19 protein-coding genes are annotated in these 22858 nt (G+C 66.8%); 12 read left to right on the top strand and 7 right to left on the bottom strand.

The features are described 5' to 3' along the window. The first annotated feature begins 7 nt into the window (after positions 1 to 7). Together HH800_RS06720 and HH800_RS06715 are read left to right on the top strand one after the other, a co-directional pair. A complete protein-coding gene (locus HH800_RS06720) occupies positions 8 to 874 on the top strand; it encodes an enoyl-CoA hydratase (protein WP_007707227.1) in 867 nt (288 codons plus the stop codon). Then, a complete protein-coding gene (locus HH800_RS06715) occupies positions 871 to 2553 on the top strand; it encodes an acyl-CoA dehydrogenase family protein (protein WP_169860585.1) in 1683 nt (560 codons plus the stop codon). Before HH800_RS06720 ends, HH800_RS06715 begins: the two co-directional genes overlap by 4 nt. 46 nt (positions 2554 to 2599) lie before the next feature. Here HH800_RS06715 and HH800_RS06710 read toward each other — a convergent pair whose 3' ends face one another. The 7 genes from HH800_RS06710 to HH800_RS06680 form a co-directional block, all read right to left on the bottom strand. Next, complete coding sequence (locus tag HH800_RS06710; protein ID WP_169860584.1) at positions 2600 to 3772, bottom strand: acetyl-CoA C-acetyltransferase; 1173 nt, start codon at positions 3770 to 3772, stop codon at positions 2600 to 2602. Between the two features lie 72 nt (positions 3773 to 3844). Continuing rightward, complete coding sequence (cofC, locus tag HH800_RS06705; RefSeq protein ID WP_169860583.1) at positions 3845 to 4423, bottom strand: 2-phospho-L-lactate guanylyltransferase; 579 nt, start codon at positions 4421 to 4423, stop codon at positions 3845 to 3847. Continuing rightward, positions 4420 to 5361 carry a 2-phospho-L-lactate transferase gene (gene cofD, locus HH800_RS06700; protein ID WP_169860582.1) on the bottom strand — a complete coding sequence of 314 codons (942 nt, stop codon included), beginning with the start codon at positions 5359 to 5361 and terminating at the stop codon, positions 4420 to 4422. The genes cofC and cofD overlap by 4 nt, the downstream gene beginning before the upstream one ends. Beyond that, positions 5358 to 6131 (bottom strand): coenzyme F420-0:L-glutamate ligase, encoded by a 774-nt coding sequence (gene cofE, locus HH800_RS06695; RefSeq protein WP_169860581.1) that lies wholly within the window; start codon positions 6129 to 6131, stop codon positions 5358 to 5360. The genes cofD and cofE overlap by 4 nt, the downstream gene beginning before the upstream one ends. 9 nt (positions 6132 to 6140) lie before the next feature. Beyond that, positions 6141 to 6806 carry an NADPH-dependent F420 reductase gene (gene npdG, locus HH800_RS06690; RefSeq protein WP_125996936.1) on the bottom strand — a complete coding sequence of 222 codons (666 nt, stop codon included), beginning with the start codon at positions 6804 to 6806 and terminating at the stop codon, positions 6141 to 6143. Then, positions 6796 to 9216, bottom strand: coding sequence for a 5-amino-6-(D-ribitylamino)uracil--L-tyrosine 4-hydroxyphenyl transferase CofH (gene cofH, locus HH800_RS06685; RefSeq protein WP_169860580.1), 2421 nt, complete (start codon positions 9214 to 9216; stop codon positions 6796 to 6798). Before cofH ends, npdG begins: the two co-directional genes overlap by 11 nt. 51 nt (positions 9217 to 9267) lie before the next feature. After that, a complete protein-coding gene (locus tag HH800_RS06680; protein ID WP_169860579.1) occupies positions 9268 to 9987 on the bottom strand; it encodes a TetR/AcrR family transcriptional regulator in 720 nt (239 codons plus the stop codon). Positions 9988 to 10082: 95 nt separating this feature from the next. On the opposite strand from HH800_RS06680, the gene HH800_RS06675 reads away from it, so the two are divergent. Genes HH800_RS06675 through HH800_RS06630 form a run of 10 tightly spaced genes read left to right on the top strand, consistent with a single transcriptional unit; the run spans position 10083 to position 22846 of the window. After that, positions 10083 to 11105 (top strand): phosphotransferase family protein, encoded by a 1023-nt coding sequence (locus HH800_RS06675; protein WP_169860578.1) that lies wholly within the window; start codon positions 10083 to 10085, stop codon positions 11103 to 11105. Positions 11106 to 11127: 22 nt separating this feature from the next. After that, positions 11128 to 11868: an SDR family NAD(P)-dependent oxidoreductase gene (locus HH800_RS06670; RefSeq protein WP_097385541.1), complete on the top strand. Its 741-nt coding sequence runs from the start codon at positions 11128 to 11130 to the stop codon at positions 11866 to 11868. Positions 11869 to 11911: 43 nt separating this feature from the next. Beyond that, positions 11912 to 13141, top strand: a complete 1230-nt coding sequence (locus tag HH800_RS06665) for an acyl-CoA dehydrogenase family protein (RefSeq protein WP_125989359.1) — start codon at positions 11912 to 11914, stop codon at positions 13139 to 13141. A 34-nt stretch (positions 13142 to 13175) separates the two neighbouring features. Further along, on the top strand, positions 13176 to 14522 hold the full coding sequence (locus tag HH800_RS06660) for an MFS transporter (RefSeq protein WP_235682037.1): 1347 nt from the start codon (positions 13176 to 13178) through the stop codon (positions 14520 to 14522). 11 nt (positions 14523 to 14533) lie between these two features. Beyond that, positions 14534 to 16069, top strand: a complete 1536-nt coding sequence (locus HH800_RS06655) for an AMP-binding protein (protein ID WP_169860576.1) — start codon at positions 14534 to 14536, stop codon at positions 16067 to 16069. A gap of 5 nt (positions 16070 to 16074) precedes the next feature. Next, entirely contained in the window at positions 16075 to 18162 is a 2088-nt protein-coding gene (locus tag HH800_RS06650) for a PQQ-dependent dehydrogenase, methanol/ethanol family (RefSeq protein ID WP_169860575.1), read from the top strand. After that, positions 18149 to 20224 carry a 3-hydroxyacyl-CoA dehydrogenase NAD-binding domain-containing protein gene (locus HH800_RS06645; RefSeq protein WP_169860574.1) on the top strand — a complete coding sequence of 692 codons (2076 nt, stop codon included), beginning with the start codon at positions 18149 to 18151 and terminating at the stop codon, positions 20222 to 20224. The genes HH800_RS06650 and HH800_RS06645 overlap by 14 nt, the downstream gene beginning before the upstream one ends. Then, positions 20221 to 21372, top strand: coding sequence for a thiolase family protein (locus HH800_RS06640; protein ID WP_235682036.1), 1152 nt, complete (start codon positions 20221 to 20223; stop codon positions 21370 to 21372). The genes HH800_RS06645 and HH800_RS06640 overlap by 4 nt, the downstream gene beginning before the upstream one ends. Before the next feature lie 2 nt (positions 21373 to 21374). Next, positions 21375 to 21791, top strand: coding sequence for a Zn-ribbon domain-containing OB-fold protein (locus HH800_RS06635; RefSeq protein ID WP_169860573.1), 417 nt, complete (start codon positions 21375 to 21377; stop codon positions 21789 to 21791). A 2-nt stretch (positions 21792 to 21793) separates the two neighbouring features. Further along, positions 21794 to 22846: an SMP-30/gluconolactonase/LRE family protein gene (locus tag HH800_RS06630; RefSeq protein WP_169860572.1), complete on the top strand. Its 1053-nt coding sequence runs from the start codon at positions 21794 to 21796 to the stop codon at positions 22844 to 22846. The last annotated feature ends 12 nt before the right edge of the window (positions 22847 to 22858 follow it).

Here is a 22858-nt window from a genome sequence, read left to right as displayed (position 1 = left end):
AGGGACGATGTCCGAAGAAGCGCAGCCCGAATTCGTGACCTACAATGTGGTGGACGGCGTCGCCTGGGTGATGCTGAACCGCCCCCAATATGGCAATGCCCAGAATTACCGGCTGCTCGGCCAGCTTGACGACGCCTTCAAGCGCGCGGTCGAGGATGACGGGGTCAAGGTGATCGTGCTCGGTGGTGAGGGCAAGCATTTCTCCGCCGGCCATGACATCGGCACCCCGGACAAGGACAGCCACATGCCGCGCACGCGCACCAGCATGTGGTGGGACCATCTGAACAAGGGCGGCGCCGAACGCCAATATGTGCTGGAACAGGACGGCTATCTGGGCCTGTGCCGGCGCTGGGCCGACATCCCCAAGCCGATGATCGCCATGGTGCAGGGCGCCTGCATCGCCGGCGGGCTGATGCTGGCCTGGGTCTGCGACCTCATCATCGCGTCGGAAGATGCCTTCTTCCAGGATCCGGTGCAGCGCATGGCCCAGCCGGGGGTCGAATATTTCGCCCATGCCTTCGAACTGCCGACCCGCGTCGCGCGCGAACTGCTGCTGCTCGGCCGCCGCATGCCGGCCCAGCGCGCCTATAATTTCGGCATGGTGAACGAGATTTTCCCGCGCGAGACGCTGCGCGAGGAAGTGGCCAAGATCGCCGCGGAGATCGCCCAGCATGAACGGTTCGGCCTGGCCCTGACCAAGCAGGCGTTCAACTTCGTCGAGGATGCGCGCGGCAAGCGGCAGGTGATGGATAGCGTGTTCCACATGCACCATCTCGCCCATGCCCATAATCAGCTGATGACCGGCAATCTGGTCGGCGGACTGGATGCCAAGGCAATGGCATCGGCGAACAAGAAGCAGGCGGGGGAAGGATGAGCGCGACCATGGAGATGGACAAGAATATCCTGGTCCTGCCCGATCTGCCGGCCTTGCTGTCGGGCGCAGCCGATGCCGCGCACGCCTTCGTCGCCGCCGCCCGCCCGCATGTGAAGGCCCGAATCTGCAGCGAGGGCGGCAAGGTCGATCGCGTCCTCGCCGATGTCGAGCAGCATGTCGTCCACGGCTTTGGCTGGTTCGCCGCCTATGCCGAAATGCTGCGCGAAGTCGCCAGCTGGGCGGCCAGTCTCGACGCCCAGGGCAGCTTCGGCGAGATCGAGGCACTGCTCGCCCAATTGCTCTTCGCCGAATATGGCGCGCAGATGCTGGGCGGCATCCCGATGAATCAGGGCGAGGTGATCCGCCCCACCGACCTGACCGACGATCTGTCCGCGCTCGACGCCCCGGCCCTGCGCACCCTCATTCGCAGCGGCGGCGGCCAGGCAGTGAAGAGCGCCATTGCCGGCCATCTGGTCGATGCGCGCGGCCGGGCGACGCTGGAAAATTGCGGCCTCGACGAGATGTTCGACATGGTGCGCGACCAGTTCTTCGCTTTGTCGAACGAGAAGGTCGCGCCCTTCGCCCATGAATGGCATCTCAAGGATGAACTCATCCCGCTGCCGCTGGTCCAGGAACTGGGCGAGATGGGCGTGTTCGGCATGACGATTCCAGAAGAGTTTGGCGGCCTTGGCATGGGCAAGACCGCGATGTGCGTCGTGTCGGAAGAATTGTCGCGCGGCTGGATCGGCGTCGGCAGCCTCGCCACCCGGTCGGAAATCGCCGCCGAACTGATCCTGACCGGCGGCACCGCCGAGCAGAAGGCCCATTGGCTGCCGCAGATCGCCAATGCCGCGATCCTGCCGACCGCCGTCTTCACCGAGCCTGACACCGGCTCCGACCTTGGCGCACTGCGCACCCGCGCGACGCTCGCCGACGGCGAATATCGGGTCAGCGGCAACAAGACCTGGATCACCCATGCGGCCCGCGCCGATGTGATGACCCTGCTGGTCCGCACCGATCCCGACACCCGCAACTATAGCGGCCTGTCGATGCTGATCGCGCCCAAGCAGCGCGGCACCGTCGACGTCCCCTTCCCCACGCCCGGCATGAGCGGCGGCGAGATCGAGGTGATCGGCTATCGCGGCATGAAGGAATATGAGATCGGCTTCGACGATTTCCGCGTGCCTGCCGCCAATCTGCTCGGCGGGGTCGAGGGCCAGGGCTTCAAGCAGTTGATGGCGACCTTCGAAAGCGCCCGTATCCAGACCGCCGCCCGCGCCATCGGTGTCGCTCAGGCAGCGCTCGACATCGGCCTTTCCTATGCGCTCGACCGCAAGCAGTTCGGCCGGCCGATCTTCGACTTCCCGCGCGTCGCCAACAAGCTGGCGATGATGGCGGCGGAGATCATGGGCGCGCGCCAGCTCACCTATTTCGCCGCCCGGCGCAAGGATGAGGACAAGCGGTGCGATCTGGAAGCCGGCATGGCCAAGCTGATCGGCGCGCGGGTCGCCTGGGCTGCGGCCGACAATGCGCTGCAGATCCATGGCGGCAACGGCTTCGCCACCGAATATCAGGTCAGCCGCCTGCTGGCCGACGCGCGCATCCTCAACATTTTCGAGGGCGCCGGCGAAATCCAGGCCCAGGTCATCGCCCGCCGCCTGCTCGACGAAGCCAATTGAAGGATCGGCCCTTCCCCGCCACCGGGGAAGGGCCGATCCATTCCCCTCAGAGCCGTTCCACGATCGTCACATTGGCCATGCCGCCGGCCTCGCACATGGTCTGGAGGCCATAGCGCGCGCCACGATCGTGGAGGGCACTGACCAGCGTCGCCATCAGCTTGGCGCCCGATCCGCCCAACGGATGGCCCAGCGAAATCGCCCCGCCATGCACGTTGAGCCGCGCCGGATCGGCGCCCAGCGCCTTGGCCCAGGCCAGCGGCACCGGCGCGAACGCCTCGTTCACTTCATAAAGATCGATCTCGCCCAGCGTCATGCCTGCCCGCGCCAGCGCCCGCTCGGTCGCCGGGATCGGCGCCTCCAGCATGATGACCGGATCATGACCCAGCACGGTCATTTCATGCACCCGCGCCAGCGGCGTCAGGCCATGGGTCTTGAGGCCCCGCTCATTGACGATCAGCAGCGCCGCGGCGCCATCGCAGATCTGGCTGGCATTGGCGGCGGAAATCACCCCGCCCTCGGTCAACAGCTTGACGCTGGCAATCTTCTCCAGGCTGGCATCGAAGCGGATGCCTTCATCCACCTTGTGGACCAGCGTTTCGCCCTCGGCGGTCTCGACCTCCAGCGGCACGATCTCCGCATCGAACTTGCCGGCCTGCGTCGCCGCCGCCGCGCGATGATGGCTCTCCAGCGCATAGGCGTCGAGCGCGGCACGGTCGAAGCCATATTTGCGCGCCATCATCTCGGCCCCGCCAAACTGGCTGAACGGCGTGTCGGGATAGCGCGCCTCGATCCCCGGACTGCGATAGGTGCCGAACCCATGTTTGGCCGCCAGCGTCCAGGGCAGCCCCATCGGCACGCGCGTCATGCTCTCGACACCGGCGGCGATCACCACGTCCTGCACGCCCGCCATCACCGTCGCGGCGGCGAAATGCAGCGCCTGCTGCGACGATCCGCACTGGCGGTCGACATGGGTGCCGGGCACGGATTCGGGCAGGCCGCTGGCCAGCACGGCGTTGCGGGCGATGTTCGCGCCCTGCTCGCCGCCGGGACAGGCACAGCCCATGATGACATCCTCGATCGCGGCCGGATCGATCCCGCTGCGGCCCACCAGTCCCGCCAGCACGCGCCCGGCCAGATCCGCAGGATGCACCCCCGCCAGCCTGCCGCCCCGCTTGCCACCGGCGCTGCGCGCCACGGCCGCAATATATGCCTCCGCCATCCGACTCCTCCAATTATATACCTAGATGCAATTTTATTGCCTTACCCCGCCCGTTCAGCAGAACCAAGGCAATTATGCACCAACGGAAAATATTTGGAGATGCTCGGGCAGGTCGACATCGTCGGCGAGACCGGGTCGCCGGATGACCGATACGCGATGTCCGGCTCGTTCGGCTTCCCCGACATGGGCAGCACAACTCTTCGGCCCGAAGCGCAGCGGAATGAGGCCGGGCCACTTCAGCAGCAGCGCGTTCGTCCCCTGCCCCTCACGATCGGTGGCGATCACCACATCGGCGGGTTCCTGCACCATCGCGCGCAGGTCCGCGGCCGCCAGCATCGGCAGGTCCGCGCTCAGGATCAGCACCGGGCGATCGGCCGGCAACGCCTGCATCGCCGCCATCAGCGCCGGCACATGGCCGGGTTCCCGCTCGGCCAGGACAGTCGCGCCCCGCTCGGTCGCGAAACCGCGCACCTCCGGGCAGGCGCTGACGACATGCACGGCCGAATCCGGGATCGCATCGCGCGCCACTGCCAGCACATGCCCCAATAATTGCCGGCACAGCGCCGCCCGATCCCGTGGCCCCAGAACCTGCGCCAACCGGCTCTTGCCCTGCGCGAAGCTCTTGGCCGGGATCAGGATGGACAGGGTCATGGCGCCGCGCGCCGCAAGGCTGCCGCAAAATCGATCATCTGAGCGGCCAATGCCCGCTGCTGATCGACATTGCGCATCAATATGTCGGCACTGCGCACCGCCAGACCATCGTCGGACCAGCCCGCCGCATCGGCACCGTCCACCATCAGCCCGTCGATCAGCCCGTCATAATGGCGGGCGATCGTCGCCGGCGTCGTCGGCAGGCCCAGTTCGGTCATGATCTTGGCCGCCGGCCCCTTGACCGCCTGTCCCGCGATGAACGGCGACAGCGCCACGCACGGCACGCGCCGCGCTGCCAGCCGGTCCCGCACGCCGGGCACCGCCAAAATCGGGTCGATCGACAGGATCGGGTTGGACGGACAGAGAATGATCGCCTCCAGCGCGGGATCATCCAGCGCCGCCAGCAGCCCGGCGCTCGGCCGCGCCGCTGCTGCGCCGTCGAACCGGATCGATTTGAAGCGCGGCCCGCATTGATGGCGCACGAAATAATCCTGGAAGGCCATTTCGCCCTGGTCGGTATCGATCATCGACCGGACCGGATCGTCGCTCATCGGCACGATCGCGGGCCCGATGCCCAGCCGCGCGGCGATGTCGGCAGTGACCGAAGACAACGTGCCCTCGCGCAGCAAGGCGGTGCGCAGCACATGGGTCGCCAGATCCCGATCGCCCAGGTTGAACCAGCTTTCGCCGCCCAGCCGCCTTGTCGCGTCCATGAAGGCCCAGCTTTCATCGGCCACGCCCCAGCCCCGCACGCTATCGTTCATGCCCGCCAGCGCATAGGTGACGCTGTCGATGTCGGGCGAGATATGCAGGCCCATATGGACAAAATCATCGCCCGTGTTGACGGCAATGGTCAGTGCGCCCGGCGGCACGACGCCGGCCAGGCCATTGGCCAACTTGGCGCCGCCGACGCCCCCGGCCAGGGCCAGCACGCTCATGGGAACAGGTCCATCGCCGGTTCGCGGATCAGTTCGGCCGCGCTGCCCTCATTGCGGCCCCGCGCAATGCCGCGCGCCACGACGATCGGCCGGCCTTCCCCGGCCTGCCCCATGATCAGCGAGGCGGCGGCCGCCACCTCGTCGGCCAGGCCCAGTTCGCTGGTCTGCAACGGCCGGCCATGCAGGTCCGGCGCGCCGCGCAGGTCGAGCAGGCCGCTCATTCCGGCCACGCCGATCGCCACGCCGCAGGTGCCCTTGCGCCAGGCCCGGCCCAGGCTGTCGATGATGACCACCGCGATATCGATCCCCAGGGCATCACGCACCGCCTGCCGCAGCGCCGCAGCGCTGCCATCGGGATCGAGCGGCAGCAGCAGCGCGACGCCATCCCCATCTTGCGCGATGTTGGACTGGTCGATCCCGGCATTGGCCAGCACCAGACCCAGCCGATGGCGCACGATCAGTACGCCCGGCCGGACCCGCATCAGCTTCTCGCTCTCCGACAGGATCAGTTCGACCAGCCGGGGATCCTTGTGGCATTGCGCTGCCAGGTCGATCGCCTCCTCCGAGGGCGACACGCTGGCCAGCGGCACTGCGCGTCCCTCCGCCTTGGATATGATCTTCTGCGCCAGCACGACGATGTCGCCATCCTGCAGCGGCAGGCCATTGGCATGGCAGGCCGACAGCAGCATGGCCGACAAATCGTCGCCCGGCGCAACCATGGGAACCCCGTTCAGGGCCGATAATGTGACGGCGGCCGGTGCGACTATCATGGATGCAGCTTACACTCCGGTGATGCGAATACCCGATCCGGGTACCTTGTACCGCCGATTGAGCGCAATCAAGACCGACGTAAGTCCTTCTGCAACAACCGAATTGCACAAGGGGCCGGCATTCCAGGCGCGCAGGCCGATTTCCTGCGCCAGTGCGACCACCTGATCCGCCGCCTCGCTGTCGTCGGCGCAGACCAGCACGTCGCACTCGATCTCCTCGTCCAGCTTGGTCAAATGATGCGCGCTGATATTCTGGAAGGCGGACACGACGCGGACGCCCTCGCCCAGCATCTTCTGCACCGCCTCGACCGCCGATCCGCCCTCGGGCAACTGCACCCGGCTGACCTTGGGCGGCACCAGCGGCACGGTCACGTCGATCAATATCTTGCCCGCCAGCGCGTCGGCGACATCCTTCACCGTCGATTGCTGCGCAGCATAGGGCACGGCCAGCACGATGATGTCGGCCTGCGCCGCCGCATCGGGATTGGCCGCGCCGACAACCGAACTCCCGCCCAGCGTCGCGTTCATCGCGTCGGCCGCTTCCTGCGCCCGCTCGGCGGTCCGGCTGCCGATGATGACCTTGTGCCCCTTGTGCGCCCAGCGCAGCGCCAGGCCGCCACCTTCCTTGCCGGTCCCGCCAAGCACGGCGATCGTCGCCAAAGCCTCATTCTGCATATTCAAACCTCTCCTGGTTCGTATCGGCCTCGCGCCGCCGCTTGCGCGGGGGCGTCAGGACCATGGGTGTCAGTTCCGCCGCGGTCATTCCGCGTGCGTGAATGTCTTCGCTTACGCCGCCATAGGCGGTGCTGCGCTGCCGGGGCGTGCGGTCGATCGACCGGATCAGCGCCTCCGTCGCGGCGGGCGGCATTTCCTGGCCATGCTGGGTGCCGGCCGCGCGCGAGATGCTCTCGTTCATCAGCGTGCCGCCCAGGTCATTGGCGCCGCCCTCCAGGCAGGCCTTCACCCCTTCCGGCCCCAGCTTGACCCAGCTGGTCTGGATCGACCGGATATGCGGGTGCAGCGCCAGCCGCGCGACCGCGTGCATCAACCGCACCTCGCGGAAGGTCGGGCCATGGCGCGACTGGCCGCGCACGCCCATCGGCGCCTCCATATGGACGAAGGGCAAGGGCACGAATTCGGTGAAGCCGCCGGTCCGCCGCTGCAGGTCGCGGATGCGGATCAGGTGCCTTGCCCAGTGGCGCGGCGTGTCGACATGGCCGAACATGATCGTCGCGGTGGTGGTGAAGCCGACGCGATGCGCGGTCTCGATCACCTCCAGCCATTGCGCCGTGTCCAGCTTGTCCGGGCAGATGATCGCCCGCACCTCGTCATCCAGTATCTCGGCCGCCGTGCCGGGCAGCGTGTCGAGCCCCACCGCCTTCAGCCGGCGCAGGAAATCCTCGACCGGCAGGCCCAGCGTCGCCGCCCCCTGCCACACTTCCAGCGGGGAAAAGGCGTGGATGTGCATCTCGGGCACCGCCGCCTTTACCGCGCGGGCCAGGTTCAGATAGGTGTCGCCGGTATAATGGGGGTGGATGCCACCCTGCAGGCAGACTTCGGTGCCGCCCCGCTCCCACGCCTCGCGGGTGCGGCGCACCACTTCCTCCAGGTCCAGGTCATAGGGCTTGCCGCGCAGCGCCTCCGCCTTGTCGCCCTTGGAAAAGGCGCAGAAGCTGCATTTATAGGCGCAGATATTGGTGTAGTTGATGTTGCGGTTGACGACATAGCTGATCGTGTCGCCCATCTCCTGCATCCGCAGCGCGTCCGCGCTGGCGCAGACATGCTCCAGGTCGGTCTCGCGCGCGGTGAACAGCGTCTCGATCTCGGCTTCTTCCAGCAGCGCCCCGGTCACCGCCCGGTCGACGATCGCCACGATCGCGGGATCGACGGGCAGCGCCGACGGGCGCGTGACGCGCGGCTCCAGCGCGATGCCCGGCGACCAGCTATCCTCGCGCGCAAAACCCATTGCATCGGCATGGGCCAGCACATGGCGAACCATCGCCTGGTCCTGCCAGCGGTCATTATCCTGCGCATAGGCCGGATAGACCGGCAGCCGGGCGACCAGCATCCGCCCTTCGCCCTCGGTCGCGGCGCGCAGCCGCTCGACCGCCGGCCAGGGCGCTTCCGGGTTCACATGGTCGGGCGTCACCGGCGACACCCCGCCCCAATCGTTGATCCCCGCCGCCATCAGTCGGGGGAAGTCCGCCGCCGACAGGTTGGGCGGCGCCTGGATATTCATCTCTGGCCCCAGGATCAGCCGCGCCACCGCAATCGTCCACAGCAGATCGTCCATGTCCGGTTCGGGCGCATTGGCCATCACCGTGCGTTCCTTCGCCCGGAAATTCTGGACGATCACTTCCTGGATATGGCCATAGCCATCCTGCAGGTCGCGGATCGCCTCCAGCGCCTCGATCCGTTCCTCGCGCGTCTCGCCGATGCCGATCAGGATGCCAGTGGTGAAGGGAATGGCCAGTTCACCCGCCAGCCGGGTCGTCTCCAGCCGCGCCGCCGGTTCCTTGTCGGGCGAGCGATAATGGGCGCCGCCCTTGCGGCAGAGCCGGTCGGACACCGACTCCAGCATCAGCCCCTGCGACACCGACACCCGGCGCAGACCGGCCATTTCCTCGCGGGTCATGACCCCGGCATTGATGTGCGGCAGCAGTCCGGTCTCGTCACGCACCAGCGCCGCCATTTCCGCCAGATAGGACAGGGTGCTGTCATGGCCCAGCCGCGCCAGTTCCTCGCGCGCGGCAGCAAAGCGCAGTTCCGGCTTGTCGCCCAGCGTAAACAGCGCCTCAGTGCAGCCCGCCGCCTTGCCGGCGCGTGCCACCGCCAGCACTTCCTCGCGCGTCATATAGGCATTCTCGCCCGGCCGGGGCGGCTGCGAGAAGGTGCAATAATGGCAGAGATTGCGGCATAGCTGGGTCAGCGGGATGAATATCTTGCGCGACCAGCTCTGCACCCGGCCATGGCCTTCGTCGCGCAGCGCCGCCGCCTGCGCCATCAGTTCGGCCAGCGGCATCGCCAGCAGCTCTGCCGTGCGCGCGTGCTCCGCTTCGCCAATCCTTTCCGTAACTGCCATCATCCCGCTCCGCTTGTTTCGTCTTCTATGTTCTGATTGTGATTGCGCCCCGGTTCAACCGACAGGGCCGGGTCGATCCGCAATAGCGCCGTCGCGTTGCCCCAGTTGCCTGAGCATCGCCGCCGGAAGATCCGCCGGCGCCTCCAGCAGCGCCACCAGCGTCTGCAGGAAATGCTCGACGCTCGCCTCGCTGCCCCACATCGGATGCGCCCGGCTCTCGTCGGCCAGCGCGCGCTGCCGGGCCGACAGCACGGCGCTCAGATACGCCCCCATGAACACGAAGCGCTGGTTCTGCAGCGCCACCGGCAAATCCGCCATCATGCCCCGCAAATGGTCCAGGCACCGGCCATAGGCATTGTTCCAGGCCGGATCGATCGCATCCAGCATCATGTCGCGATGGGTCATGGCAAAGATGACGATGAACTGGACATAATGGCTATCGGGCAGCGCCAGCACCGGCCGCACCAATATCTCCACCACTTCGCGGATCGTGCGCGGCCCACCCTGCGCCTCCAGCCCGTCGAGCGCCGCATTGCGCTCCCGCTCCAGCGCCATCGCCCCATCCATCACCAGCGCCCGGACCAGCGCCTCCTTCGACCCGAAATAGTAACTGACGGCACCGTGATTCTTCTGCCCCGCCGCCGCCGCAATCTCGCGCACGGTCACGCCATCGACGCCCTTTTCGGCGAACAGGCGCAACGCCACCTGCTTGATCTGCTCGGCAGCGGATCCGCGGGTGGCATCTTCGGCCTTGGCGAGTTGAAGTCTGACCATGAGTGCAATTTCTCATTGCAATGATGGTTCGTCAAGTGCATTATCCAATTGACCTAATCGACGGCTAACAGTCGAAAAAAGCGAGGGATGCCTAAGTGGAATCAGCGGTCGACATCGAGTCGCTGGCGACGTGGATGACGGATCAGGGGCTTGGCGCCGGTCCGATCGACAACGTGACGCCGCTTGCCGGGGGGACGCAGAATATCCTGCTGCGCCTGACCCGCGACGGCCGCGACTATATCTTCCGCCGTCCGCCGGCGCACCCCCGCCCCAACAGCAATGAAACGATGCGGCGAGAAGCACGGCTGCTGCGCGCCATCGCCGGCACCAATGTTCCCCATCCCGCGCTGATCGCCGATTGCGGTGATGAGGATGTGCTGGGTGTCGCCTTCTACCTGATGGAGCCGGTCGATGGCTTCAATCCGGTCGGCCAGTTGCCCATGCCCCATGCCGGGTCGCCCGCGGTGCGCCACGCCATGGGACTGGCCCTGGTCGACGGCATCGCCGCCTTGGGCGCGCTCGATCATCAGGCGCTCGGCCTTTCCGATTTCGGCCGGCCCGACAATTTCCTCGGCCGCCAGGTCGATCGCTGGCGCAGCCAGCTTGCCGGCTATGGCGAATTTTCCGACTGGACCGGGCCGCAGGCGCTGCCCAGCGTCGACGCCATCGCCGCCTGGCTGGAACGGCACCGCCCGGCCGATTTTACCCCCGGCATCATGCATGGCGACTATCATCTCGCCAATGTCATGTACCGCCCCGACAGCGGCGATCTTGCCGCGATCATCGACTGGGAACTGGCGACGATCGGCGATCCGCTGCTGGACCTGGGCTGGGTGCTCGCCACCTGGCCCGACGGCAGCGGCGCCAGCACCGTGTCGGTCACGCCGTGGGAGGGTTTCCCGACGCCCGCCGAACTGGTCGCGCGCTATAGCGCCGGCTCCGCGCGCAATCTGTCGGCGGTCGACTGGTATCATGTACTCGCCTGCTACAAGCTCGGCATCCTGCTGGAGGGCACCCATGCCCGCGCCTGTGCCGGCAAGGCGCCACGCGACACCGGCGACCGGCTCCACAGCCGCGCCATCCACCTTTTCGACCGCGCCCAGGCGCTGATCCGCTGACATGCAGGAAGGATGTTCCCCCTTGGGCAATGAACTGGACTTCACCGGAAAGACGGTGCTGGTGGTCGGCGGATCGAGCGGCATCGGCAATGGCATGGCCCAGGCCTTTCTGAAGCGCGGCGCCCACGTCCATGTCTGGGGCACGCGTGCCAGCGCCGCCGATTATGCCGGCGAGGAAGGATCGGATCTGGACGGCATCGGCTATACCCAGGTCGATGTCAGCGATCCCGCCGCGATCGCCGCCGCACCCGCCCCTTTCGATGCGCTCGATATCCTCATCCATTCGCAGGGCGCCGTCCTCTATCGCCGCCAGGAGTTCGAGGTCGACGGCTGGAACAAGGTGATGGCGGTCAATCTCGACTCCATCCTCCACATCTCCAACCGCTTCAGGGATGCGCTGGCCGCCACGAAAGGCGCCGTCATCGTCGTCAGCTCGATCGGCGGGTTCAAGGCAACCTTCGGCAACCCCGCCTATGCCGCGTCCAAGGCCGGCGCCGTCAATCTGGTCCGCGCGCTCGCCATCGCCTGGGCGGGCGAGGGCATCCGCGTCAACGGCATCGCCCCCAGCCTGGTCGATACCAAGATGACCAAGGTGACGATGGACAATGACGAGCGGCGCGATCGCGCGCTGTCGCGCATCCCGCTCGGCCGCTTCGGCTCGGTGGAGGAGATGGCGGGCGTCGCCCTGTTCCTCGCCTCCCCCCTCTCCACCTACATCTGCGGGCAGACGCTGATCGTGGACGGCGGCCTCACGCTGACCTGATCCCCTGGCCGCCTTCGCCCCATTTCCCAAAAGGACCGATCGCATGGATTTCGAATATTCCGACAAGGTGCAGGCGCTGCGGGCGCAGCTCACCGATTTCATGGACGCCCATGTCTATCCGATCGAGAAGGAACGGGATCATTTCCACCATGATCCCGCCCATCTGTGGCAGCGCTGGCCGGGCACCGAGACGATCAAGGCCAAGGCGAAGGAAGCGGGCCTGTGGAACCTGTTCCTGCCGCATGAATATGGGGCATGGAGTCCGGGCCTCACCAACCTCGAATATGCGCCGCTGGCCGAACTGATGGGCCGGGTGATCGGATCGTCGGAATATTATAACTGCTCCGCGCCCGACACCGGCAATATGGAGGTGCTCGCCCGCTACGGTACGCCCGAGCAGCAGGAGAAGTGGCTCAAGCCCCTGCTCGCCGGCGATATTCGCTCCTGCTATGTCATGACCGAGCCGGGCGTCGCCTCGTCCGACGCCACCAATGTCGAAACGACGATCGTCGCCGATGGCGACCACTATGTCATCAATGGCCGCAAATGGTGGATTTCGGGCGCGCTCGATCCGCTGACCAAAGTCTATATCCTGCTCGGTCGCACACCCAATGCGGACCGGCCGCGCCACCAGCAGCATTCGCAGATCCTGATCCCGGCCGACACGCCGGGGATAGAGATCGTCCGCCCGCTCGACGTGATGAACGCCGTCCATTCGCCCGGCGGCCATGCCGAAATGGTCTTCAAGGATGTGCGCGTGCCCAGGGAAAATCTGATCCTGGGCGAAGGACGCGGGTTCGAGATCGCCCAGGGCCGCCTGGGGCCGGGGCGCATCCACCACTGCATGCGCCTCATCGGCCAGGCCCAGCGCGCGCTCGAATATATGGCCCGCCGCGTCGACAGCCGCGTCGCCTTCGGCCGCAAGCTCGCCGATCAGGGCAGCATCCGCCAGGATATCGCCTTGTCCTTCTGCGAGATCGAGCAGGCCCGTCTGCTGACGCTCAAGGCTGCCGACGCGATGGACCGCCACGGCAACAAGGTCGCCAAGGATCTGATCGCCGCGATCAAGATCGTCGCCCCTCGCATGACCCAGACGGTCGCCGACCGGGCGATGCAGGTGTTCGGCGGCATCGGCATGGCCAGCGACTTCCCGCCTGCCGCCGCCTTCATGAATGCGCGCTACCTGCGCCTCGCCGACGGGCCGGACGAAGTCCACATGGCCCAGCTCGGCAAGCTCAAGATCGCCGAACTCAACGCATTGCCGCAACGCTGAGAGACGCAAAAGGGCGAAGGGAAGGATCATGCTGATGACCAGCCAGGAGAGAGCCCCGGACGGCGGCGATACCCAGCAACTGGGCACCGCCTGGTGGATGGTGGCCGTGCTGTTCGGCCTCTATGTCCTGTCCTGGGTCGACCGGCTGATCGTGTCGATGCTGGTCACGCCGATCAAGGCGCATCTGCTGCTCAGCGATGTCCAGGTCAGCATGATCACCTCGACCTCCTTCGCCATCTTCTACGCCATTTTCGGCCTGCCGCTCGGCTGGGCGGCGGATCGTTATTCGCGCCGCTGGATCATCTTCGGCGGCGTCGCGCTCTGGGCCGTCGCCACCACCGCCTGCGGCTTCGCGCAAAGCTATGAGGCGCTGCTGGTCGGCCGCATCTTCGTTGGCGTGGGGGAAGCGGCGCTGCTGCCCGCCGCTTATTCGCTGATCGCCGACGCCTTCCCGCCGCGGCTGCTGACCCGCGCCACCTCCACCTTCCAGATGGCGGGCAAGGTCGGCTCTGCGACAGCATTTGCCCTAGGCGGCGTCGCCATCGCCTTCGCCGCCGCGCATAGCGGCATCCATATTCCCTTCCATGGCCCGGCCCAGCCCTGGCAGCTGGTGATGATGATGGTCGGCGTGCCCGGCCTGCTCATCGCCCTGCTGGTCTTCACCTTCCCCGAACCGGGCCGCCGCGGCGCGACCAGGGCCGCGCGCCCGGTCGCGGAAAAGGGCGCGATCGCCGGATTCGTGCGCCAGAACTGGCGGCTGCTGGCGCTGATGCTGGTCGGCACATCCTGCCTTGCCATGTGCGGCTATTCGATGACCAACTGGGTGCCCGCCTATATCGAACGGCATTTCGGCTGGAAGCCGGTGCAATATGGCGTGGCGTTGAGCCTGATGAACATCGTGTCGGCCGTGTCGCTGGTGATCAACGGCTGGATCGTCGACCGCCTGTTCACGCGCGGCATGACGGACGCCCATCTGCGCTTCTACAGCTGGCTGATCCTCGGCTTCCTGCCGGTGATCGCCTATATGTTCTTCGCCACCAACGTCTATGTCTTCCTGGTCTGCTACTGCGTGGCGCAGTTCATCACCGTGCCCTTCATGGTCTATGTCTCCTCGATCATGGGGCTGATCGCGCCGGCGACGATCCGCGCGCGGATGCTGGCCTTCTTCCTGTTCGTCTTCACCATATTGGGCCTGGGCGCCGGCCCGGCGATCGTCGCTGCGCTCACCCAATATGTCTTCCGGTCGGAAGCCGCGCTGGGCCAGTCGCTGGCGGTGGTCGTCACCTTCTGCTCGGTCGTCGCCCTGCTCTCCTTCCGCATGGCCCTGCGCTACCTCGCCCCCACCATCGCCGCGCGTGCCATCCACGCGCCGGCCGCCTGAAAGGACGCTGCATGTCTCTCACCCTCCAGGCTGTCGCGCCCGACCGTCGCACCGACATGGCGCTGACGGACGAGCGTGTCTCGCTCGACTGGCTGCAACTGGATGACCTGCTGAACCGCGCTGCCAACGCCTTGAACGGCCTTGACCTGCACGAACGCCGGGTCGCCGTCTTCGCGCCCAACAGCGTCGAAACCGTGATCGCCTATGTCGCCTGTCTGGAGGCCGGCATTTCCAGCGTCCCGGTCAGCTTCCATCTCACCCCGTCCGAAGCTGCCTATATCCTCAAGGACAGCGGCGCCGTCGCGCTGCTGGTCGGCCCCGAAACGATGGAGGCGGGCCTCGCCGCCGCGGCCGAGGCGGGCGTCGCCACCGTCATCGGCTGGCGCTGCCCCGATCGCGAAGGCGTGATCCATTGGGAAAACTGGCTCGCCGCCGCCTCGACCGCCGAGCCCGACCCGAACGTCGCTCCGCTGCCTCATCTCCATTATACCTCCGGCACCACCGGCCGGCCCAAGGCGACCGAGACCCCGCCGCAATATTTCCCGCGGGTCGCCACGGTCCAGGCGCTGGCGGAAACGGTGCGCGCCCGCATCACGCCATCGCCCGGCATCGCCGTCGGCCCGCTCTACCATACCGGCCCGCTCGGCATGGCGCGCAACGTCTTCGGCGGCATGAGCCTCATCACGGTCGAGCATTTCGACGCGGAAAGGGCGCTGGCGCTGATCGAGAAATATCGGGTCGCCGGCTCGGTCATGGTTCCCACCCATTTCCAGCGCATGCTCGCCCTGCCGGAAGAGGTGCGCGCCAAATATGACGTCTCCAGCATCCAGCGCCTCGCCCATACCGGCGCGGCCTGCCCCCGCGCCGTCAAGCAGGCGATGATCGACTGGTTCGGCCCGGTGCTGGTAGAGGCCTATGGCGGCACCGAGGCCGGCTCCACCACCTTCATCACCTCGCCCGAATGGCTGGAGCGACCCGGATCGGTCGGCCGCGCCCTCGCTCCGTTCGAAACCGTCATCTATGGCGATGATGGCACGGTTCTGGGCGCCAACGAAGTTGGCCAGGTCTATTTTCGCGACACCAGCGGCCATGGCATCGTCTACCGCGGCGACCCGGAGAAAACCGCCGCCGCCCATATCGCACCCGGCATCTTCACCCTGGGCGAAATGGGCTATGTCGATGATGCGGGCTATCTCTTCATCACCGATCGCGTGTCCGACATGATCGTGTCGGGCGGGGTCAACATCTATCCGGCGGAATCCGAACATGTGCTGCTGCGCCATCCCAAGGTGGCCGACATCGCCGTGGTCGCCGCCCCCAATGCGGAAATGGGCGAGGAAGCCCGCGCGCTGGTGATCCCGCGCGATCCGGCCGATCCGCCGAGCGCCGACGAACTCAACGCCTTCTGCCGCGCCAGCCTTGCCGGCTATAAATGCCCGCGCGGCTACGAGATGGTCGATGACATCGGCCGCACCATCATGGGCAAGGTCAACAAGAAGGCGCTGCGCCAGCGCTTCTGGCCGTCCGACCGGACGATCGGGGGCTGATCTTCATGCGTCTTGCGTCCCTCACTCTGCCGTTTCTGGCCCTGCTCGCTGCCTGCGCGCCCTCCGGCCAGGCCCGGCGCGACGGCACCGACTGGCCCGGCTATGGCGGCATCGATGAAAATCACTACAGCCCGCTGAAAGACATCAACGACCGCAATGTCGACCGGCTCGGCCTCGCCTGGTATCAGGATATCGACGGCGGCGGCTCCAGCCTGACCGCGCCGATCGCGGTCGACGGCATCCTCTATTATGCCTCGGGCTACAGCATCGTCCACGCGGTCGACGCCGCCACCGGCCATGAACTATGGACCTATGACCCGCAAAGCTGGAAGGTCGCCGACCAGAAGATGCGCGGCGCCTGGGGCAGTCGCGGCATCGCCTATGACAATGGCGCCGTCTATGTCGGCACGATCGACGGCCGGCTGATCGCCATCAATGCCCGCACCGGGCACAGGCTCTGGTCGACCCAGACCATCGGCAAGGATGACGAGCGCTATATCAGCGGCGCGCCCTGGGTGTTCAACGGCAAGGTCTTGATCGGCCATGGCGGCGCCGATTTCGCCCCGATCCGCGGCTATGTCACCGCCTATGACCAGAAGACCGGCAAGCAGCTCTGGCGCTTCCACACCGTGCCCGGCGACCCGAAGCTCGGCTTCGAGAATAAGGCGATGGCGATGGCCGCCAAGACCTGGACCGGCGAATGGTGGAAATATGGCGGCGGCGGCACCGCCTGGAACGCCATGGCCTATGACCCCAAATATAACCGCATCTATATCGGCGTCGGCAATGGCTCCCCCTGGAACCAGAAGATCCGCAGTCCGGGCGGCGGCGACAATCTCTTCCTCTGCTCGATCGTCGCGCTCGACGCCGACACCGGCGAATATGTCTGGCACTATCAGACCAATCCGGGCGAGACCTGGGACTTCAACTCGGCGATGGACATGGAACTCGCCCGGCTGAAGATCGACGGACAGGACCGCGACGTGCTGATGCACGCGCCCAAGAACGGCTTCTTCTACGTCATCGACCGCGCCACCGGAAAGCTGATCTCCGCCCGCAATATCGTCCCGGTCAACTGGGCCAGCGGCATCGACGTAAAGAGCGGCCGGCCGATCGAAAACCCCGCCGCCCGCTATCCCGGCGGCAAGGCGGCGATCGTCTATCCCTCGCCCTTCGGCGCCCATAATATCGAGGCGATGTCCTTCAATCCGGGCAGCGGCCTCGTCTATATCCCGACGATGGACCAGGGCCGCGTCTATATCGACCCCGCCGAGCCACTAAAGGGCTGGAAGCATCTCGATGGCCAGCGCATCAGCGTTGGCACCGGCGCGCCGCCGCCCAGCGTCACGCCCGATCGCCCCGCTACCAGCTTCCTGCTCGCCTGGAACCCGGTGACGCAGAGCGAGGCCTGGCGCATCCCGATGCCCGGCCTGCGCGGCGGCGGCGGCACCGCGACCACCGCCGGCAACCTGCTGTTCCAGGGCAATGCCGGCGGCAAGTTCGTCGCCTATGCCGCCACCAGCGGCAAGCCGCTCTGGTCGTTCGACGCCCAGACCGCGGTGATGGCCCAGCCGATCAGCTATCGCGCGCGCGGCCGGCAATATGTGACGGTGATCGCCGGCTCCCGCTTCCCCAGCGCCATCGGCCTGCCGCGCGAATGGAATTACCGCACCCAGCAATGGCGCGTCCTGACCTTCGCCCTCGATGGCAAGGCCGCGCTGCCGAAAGTCGATCCCGTCGACATGCCGGTGATCGACGATCCCGCCTTCGCCGTCGATCCGGCCAAGGCCGCCATCGGCGCCACCGTCTTTGGCCAGCGCTGCTCCATCTGCCATGGCGCCAACGCCGTGTCGGGCGGCGCTGCGCCGGACCTGCTCCAGTCGGGCGTCCCGCTCGACACCGCCAGCATGAAGGATGTGCTGCACAACGGCATCCTGCGCGAACGTGGCATGCCGCGCTTCCAGGAACTGACCGACGACGAGATCGCCGGGCTCCAGCATTATTTCCGCCAACGCGCCCGTCAGGTGCTGGCCGCGCAGTCCGCCGGCCAGCCGGGTGCCCAAACGCACAGAGGCTTGAATGAAGGTCAATGACGTCGTCACCTATGCGGTGGAAGGCTCCATCGCGGTCATCACGGTCAACTCGCCGCCGGTGAACGCCCTCTCCAACGCCGTGCGCCAGGGCGTCGCCAGCGCGGTCGAGACCGCCATCGGCGATCCGGCGGTCGGCGCCATGGTGCTGATCTGCGAAGGCCGCACCTTCTTTGCCGGCGCAGACATCACCGAATTCGGCAAGCCGCCGGTCGAACCCACGCTGCGCAACCTGCAACTGGTGGTGGAGAGCGCCACCAAGCCGGTGATCGCTGCCATCCATGGCACGGCGCTGGGCGGGGGCCTGGAACTCGCGCTCGTCGCCCATTATCGCATCGCCGTGCCCTCGGCCAAGTGCGGCCTGCCCGAAGTCAATCTGGGCCTGCTGCCCGGCGCCGGCGGCACCCAGCGCCTGCCCCGCATCGTCGGTGTCGCAAAGGCACTGGACCTCATGACCGCCGGCAGCCCGGTCTCGGCGAAAGCCGCCAAGGATATGGGTCTGATCGACGAGCTAGCGACCGAAGGCCAGTTACGCGCCGACGCCATCGCCCTTGCCCAGCGCGTGCTCGATGAAGGCCGCCCGCTGCTCAAGGTCCGCGACCGCACCGAAAAGCTGGACGAGGTACGCGGCAAGCCCGAAATCTTCGCCGATTTCCGCAAGGCCAATACCCGCAAATTCCGTGGCTTCAACGCCCCCGAAGCGATCATTCGCTGCGTCGAGGCCTCCTTGGACCTGCCCTTTGACGAGGGCATGACCTTCGAGCGCCAGTTGTTCAACGAGCTTCAGGCCGACAGCCAGTCCGCTGCCCAGCGCCATGTCTTCTTCGCCGAGCGTCAGGCCGCCAAGGTCGACAGCCTGCCCGCCGACACCGCCGTCCTGCCGATCGCCAAGGTCGGCGTCATCGGCGCCGGCACCATGGGCGGCGGCATCGCGATGAACTTCGCCAATGCCGGCATCCCCGTCACCCTGGTCGAGACCAACGAGGACGCGCTGTTCCGCGGCCTGCGCATCATCCGCGGCAATTATGAGACGACCGCCAGGAAGGGCAAGATGAAGCCCGAGGATGTCGACACGCGCATGGGCCTGCTCACCGGATCGATCGCGATGGAAGATCTGGCCGATTGCGACCTCATCATCGAAGCGGTGTTCGAGCAGATCGACGTCAAGCGCGAGGTGTTCGCCAAGCTCGACAGGATCGCCAAGCCCGGCGCCATCCTCGCCACCAACACCTCCTATCTCGACATTGACGACATCGCCGCCGCCACCAGCCGGCCCGACAGCGTCGTCGGCCTCCATTTCTTCTCGCCGGCCAATGTCATGAAGCTGCTGGAAGTGGTCCGCACCAAGGACACGAAGCCGGAAACCATCGCCACCGCCATGAAACTCGCCAAGACGATCGGCAAGATCGGCGTGCTGGTCAGCAATGGCTATGGTTTCGTCGGCAACCGCATCCTCGCCGCCCGCAATGTCCAGGCGGACCAGTTGATCCTCGAAGGGGCCACGCCCTGGGCGGTCGACAAGATACTGTACGACTTCGGCTTTGCCATGGGCCATTTCCAGATGCGCGACCTGGTCGGGCTCGATGTTGGCTGGAACCCCAAGACCACCAGTTCCGCCAATGTCCGCGAAATCCTCAACGAAATGGGCCGCCACGGACAGAAGACGAAGGGCGGCTTCTACGACTATGACGACAACCGCAAGCAGACCCCCTCGCCGGTCGCGATGCAGGTGATCGAGGATTTCGCCGCGAAGCAGGGCATCACCCGCCGCGACATCAGCGACGCGGAAATCCAGGATCGCATCCTCTTCGCCATGGTGAATGAGGGCGCCCGCATCCTCGACGAAGGCATCGCCTCGCGCGCGTCCGACATCGATATCGTCTGGATCACCGGCTATGGCTGGCCGAAATATCGCGGCGGCCCGATGTTCTGGGCCGATCTCCAGGGGCTTCCCACCGTCCTCGACCGACTCCGGGCACTGGAGGCTGCACATGGCGCCGCCTTCACCCCCTCCCCGCTGATCGAGCGACTGGTGGCACAGGGCAAGGGGTTCAAGGACGCATGATGAAGGGCAACAAGATCGCCATCACCGGCATTGGCGAAACCGCTTTCCTGCGCAAGGGCGAGGAAACGGTGATGCAGATGATGACCCGCGCCAGCCTGGCCGCGATCGCCGATGCGGGCCTCACTCCCGCCGATATCGACGGCCATGTCAGCAACAAATATGTCGGCCATCCGTCGGAGGAGGTTGCCCATGCGATCGGCGCCGCGACCCGGCGCTTCACTGCCGTTGCCGACACGGCGGGCGGCACCGCCACCACGGGTGACGCGCTGCGGCTGGCGCAACTGGCGATCGAGGCCGGGCTCGCCCGCCATGTCCTCGTCCCCTATGCCATCCGCTCGACCAAGCCGGGCGGCGTCTATGGCTTCCACGCGCGCGAGCCGCAGAAGGCGGGGCTGGAAATGCCCGCCGGCTTCTTCGGCCAGCCCACCTATTTCGCGACCATGGCCAATCGCTATGCCCATGAATTCGGCATGAGCGAGGAGGAACTGGCCTCGGTCTCGATGACCTACCGCGCCTGGGCGGCGCTGACCCCCAGCGCCCAGAAGCGCGATCCGATGGACCTCGACGCCTATCGCCAGACGCCGATGATCTCGACCCCGCTGCGCGTCGCCGACTGCTGCCTCACCACCGATGGCGGCGGCGCCTATGTGGTGAGCGCGGTGGAGGCCGCCCGCGACCTGCCCCATCCGGTGATATCGGTGCAGGGCCTCGGCATCGGCTATAACAACTATCCCCATGGCGTGCTGTTCACCCAGAAACCCTGCACCTTCGACTATCCCGGCTGGGACTCGGCGGCGCAGGCCTATGCCATGGCCGGCGTCGATCCCAAGGATCTGAACCTGGCTCAGGTCTATGACGGCTTCTCCATCTCGGCGATCGTCCAGACCGAGATGCTGGGCCTGTGCGATCGCGGCGAAGGCGCGCGCTTCTACGCTGCCGGCCATGCGAAGCCGGGCGGCCGGATGCCGGTCAACACCAGCGGCGGCCATATGTCGGGCGGCTATGTCCCCGGCATCAACCTGCTGATCGAGGCGGTGCGCCAGCTGCGCGGGCAGGAGGGCGATCGTCAGGTGCCCGATGCCCGCCTCTGCGCCGTCGCGGGCCTGGGCGGCAATAATCATTCCACCACCATCCTTGCGAGGGACTGACCATGGGCATTCCCATCTATCCCGTCCATCTGGAAGACCCGCTGTTCCAGGGCTTTTACGACGGCCTCGATGCCGGCGAACTGCGCATCACCGCCGACGCCGAAACCGGCGAATGGGTCTGGTATCCACCCGAGGTCGTTCCCGGAAAACCCGATGCCGTGCTGGAATGGCGCCCGGTTTCGGCCGAGGGCAAGGCCTATAGCTTCACCACCGTGATCCGCAGCCTGCTGCCCGGCGACCACAAGGCTGAGGTCCCCTACACCGTCATCCTGTTCGAGCCCGACGATGCGCCGGGCGTGCGGATCGCGGGCATATTAGTCGATGATGAAGGCGTCGATCCGGCCTGCGGCATGAGCCTGCGCTTCCGCCCGGTCGAGGCGGGCGATCACCGCATCGCCGGCTTCGCGCCGGTGCGCTGAAGATGGCCGCTGACAGGGCGGTCGACCGGCGCACGGCCCTGCTCGGCGGCGCGGCACTCGCGCTCGCCGGCTGCACCCGCGCCGGCCCGTCGCGTGCCTCCACGGTCCCGGCGCCCCTGACCCCGGCCGATTTCAGCCTGGTCATCGACGGGCTCGACCATGCCGAGGGCGTCGCCAGCGCCCCCGACGGCCGCCTGTTCCTGTCCAACAGCGGCGGCGCGATCGGCGTTCTGGCGCCCGGCCAGCCGCTGCGGCAGGTTGGCGCCCCGCTCGCCGCCAATGGCGTCGCCGTCGATGCGCAGGGCCGCGTGATCGTCGCGAATATGGGCCTGCTCAAACAGCAGCCCGGCCCGCTCCAGCGCATCACGCTTGAAACCGGCGCGGTCGAAACGCTCGTTTCGGAACTGGAGGGGCGCCAGTTGGTCGCCTCCAACGGCCCCGCCACCGCGCGGGACGGCAGCATCTATTGCACCCACAGCAGTTGGGGTCCGGTCGCCAATATCGGCACCACCACGCCGGCCGGCTTCATCTACATGGTCCGGCCCGACGGCAGCGCCGCGATCGTCGCGCGCGACCTGCGCGGGGTCAACGGCCTCTGCCTCGACCGGGACGAACGCCATCTCTATGCCTCGCTGACGGCCGAAGGGCGCATCCGCCGCTGGCACCGCAACGCCGACGGCACCCTTGCCGACCCGCAGGATTTCGGCCCGCAACTCGGCACCGTCGTCCCCGACCAGACGGTCAAGGCCATCCTCGCGCTGCCGCCGCAGGAAAAGGCGGCGCTGGGTTATTGCGACGGCATCGCCTTCGACATGGCCGACAATCTCTGGATCACCCTGCCCTTTTCCAACCGGCTGGTCGCGCTGACGCCGCAGGGCCGGCAGATCGACATCCTGCATGATCCCGTCGGCGAAAAGATCGCCATGCCGACCAATCTCTGCTGGGGCGGGCCGGATCGGCGCACCCTCTATGTGGTCTCGCGCGGCAAGGGCATGATCGTCCAGGCCCGCACCGCCATCGCCGGCGCCCCACTCGCCAACTGGCCGGCCAGCTGACGCACCACTTTC

The sequence above is a fragment of the Sphingobium yanoikuyae genome (assembly GCF_013001025.1).
Classification (GTDB): domain Bacteria; phylum Pseudomonadota; class Alphaproteobacteria; order Sphingomonadales; family Sphingomonadaceae; genus Sphingobium; species Sphingobium yanoikuyae_A.
This window is presented reverse-complemented; position numbering and strand designations above follow the sequence as displayed.

Excerpts from the sequence above, each read along its gene's own strand:
- HH800_RS06720 (WP_007707227.1), top strand. The coding sequence starts at position 8 with ATGTCCGAAGAAGCGCAGCCCGAATTCGTGACCTACAATGTGGTGGAC.
- HH800_RS06715 (WP_169860585.1), top strand. The coding sequence starts at position 871 with ATGAGCGCGACCATGGAGATGGACAAGAATATCCTGGTCCTGCCCGAT.
- HH800_RS06710 (WP_169860584.1), bottom strand. The coding sequence starts at position 3,772 with ATGGCGGAGGCATATATTGCGGCCGTGGCGCGCAGCGCCGGTGGCAAG.
- cofC (WP_169860583.1), bottom strand. The coding sequence starts at position 4,423 with ATGACCCTGTCCATCCTGATCCCGGCCAAGAGCTTCGCGCAGGGCAAG.
- cofD (WP_169860582.1), bottom strand. The coding sequence starts at position 5,361 with ATGAGCGTGCTGGCCCTGGCCGGGGGCGTCGGCGGCGCCAAGTTGGCC.
- cofE (WP_169860581.1), bottom strand. The coding sequence starts at position 6,131 with ATGATAGTCGCACCGGCCGCCGTCACATTATCGGCCCTGAACGGGGTT.
- npdG (WP_125996936.1), bottom strand. The coding sequence starts at position 6,806 with ATGCAGAATGAGGCTTTGGCGACGATCGCCGTGCTTGGCGGGACCGGC.
- cofH (WP_169860580.1), bottom strand. The coding sequence starts at position 9,216 with ATGATGGCAGTTACGGAAAGGATTGGCGAAGCGGAGCACGCGCGCACG.
- HH800_RS06680 (WP_169860579.1), bottom strand. The coding sequence starts at position 9,987 with ATGGTCAGACTTCAACTCGCCAAGGCCGAAGATGCCACCCGCGGATCC.
- HH800_RS06665 (WP_125989359.1), top strand. The coding sequence starts at position 11,912 with ATGGATTTCGAATATTCCGACAAGGTGCAGGCGCTGCGGGCGCAGCTC.
- HH800_RS06660 (WP_235682037.1), top strand. The coding sequence starts at position 13,176 with ATGACCAGCCAGGAGAGAGCCCCGGACGGCGGCGATACCCAGCAACTG.
- HH800_RS06655 (WP_169860576.1), top strand. The coding sequence starts at position 14,534 with ATGTCTCTCACCCTCCAGGCTGTCGCGCCCGACCGTCGCACCGACATG.
- HH800_RS06650 (WP_169860575.1), top strand. The coding sequence starts at position 16,075 with ATGCGTCTTGCGTCCCTCACTCTGCCGTTTCTGGCCCTGCTCGCTGCC.
- HH800_RS06645 (WP_169860574.1), top strand. The coding sequence starts at position 18,149 with ATGAAGGTCAATGACGTCGTCACCTATGCGGTGGAAGGCTCCATCGCG.
- HH800_RS06640 (WP_235682036.1), top strand. The coding sequence starts at position 20,221 with ATGATGAAGGGCAACAAGATCGCCATCACCGGCATTGGCGAAACCGCT.
- HH800_RS06635 (WP_169860573.1), top strand. The coding sequence starts at position 21,375 with ATGGGCATTCCCATCTATCCCGTCCATCTGGAAGACCCGCTGTTCCAG.
- HH800_RS06630 (WP_169860572.1), top strand. The coding sequence starts at position 21,794 with ATGGCCGCTGACAGGGCGGTCGACCGGCGCACGGCCCTGCTCGGCGGC.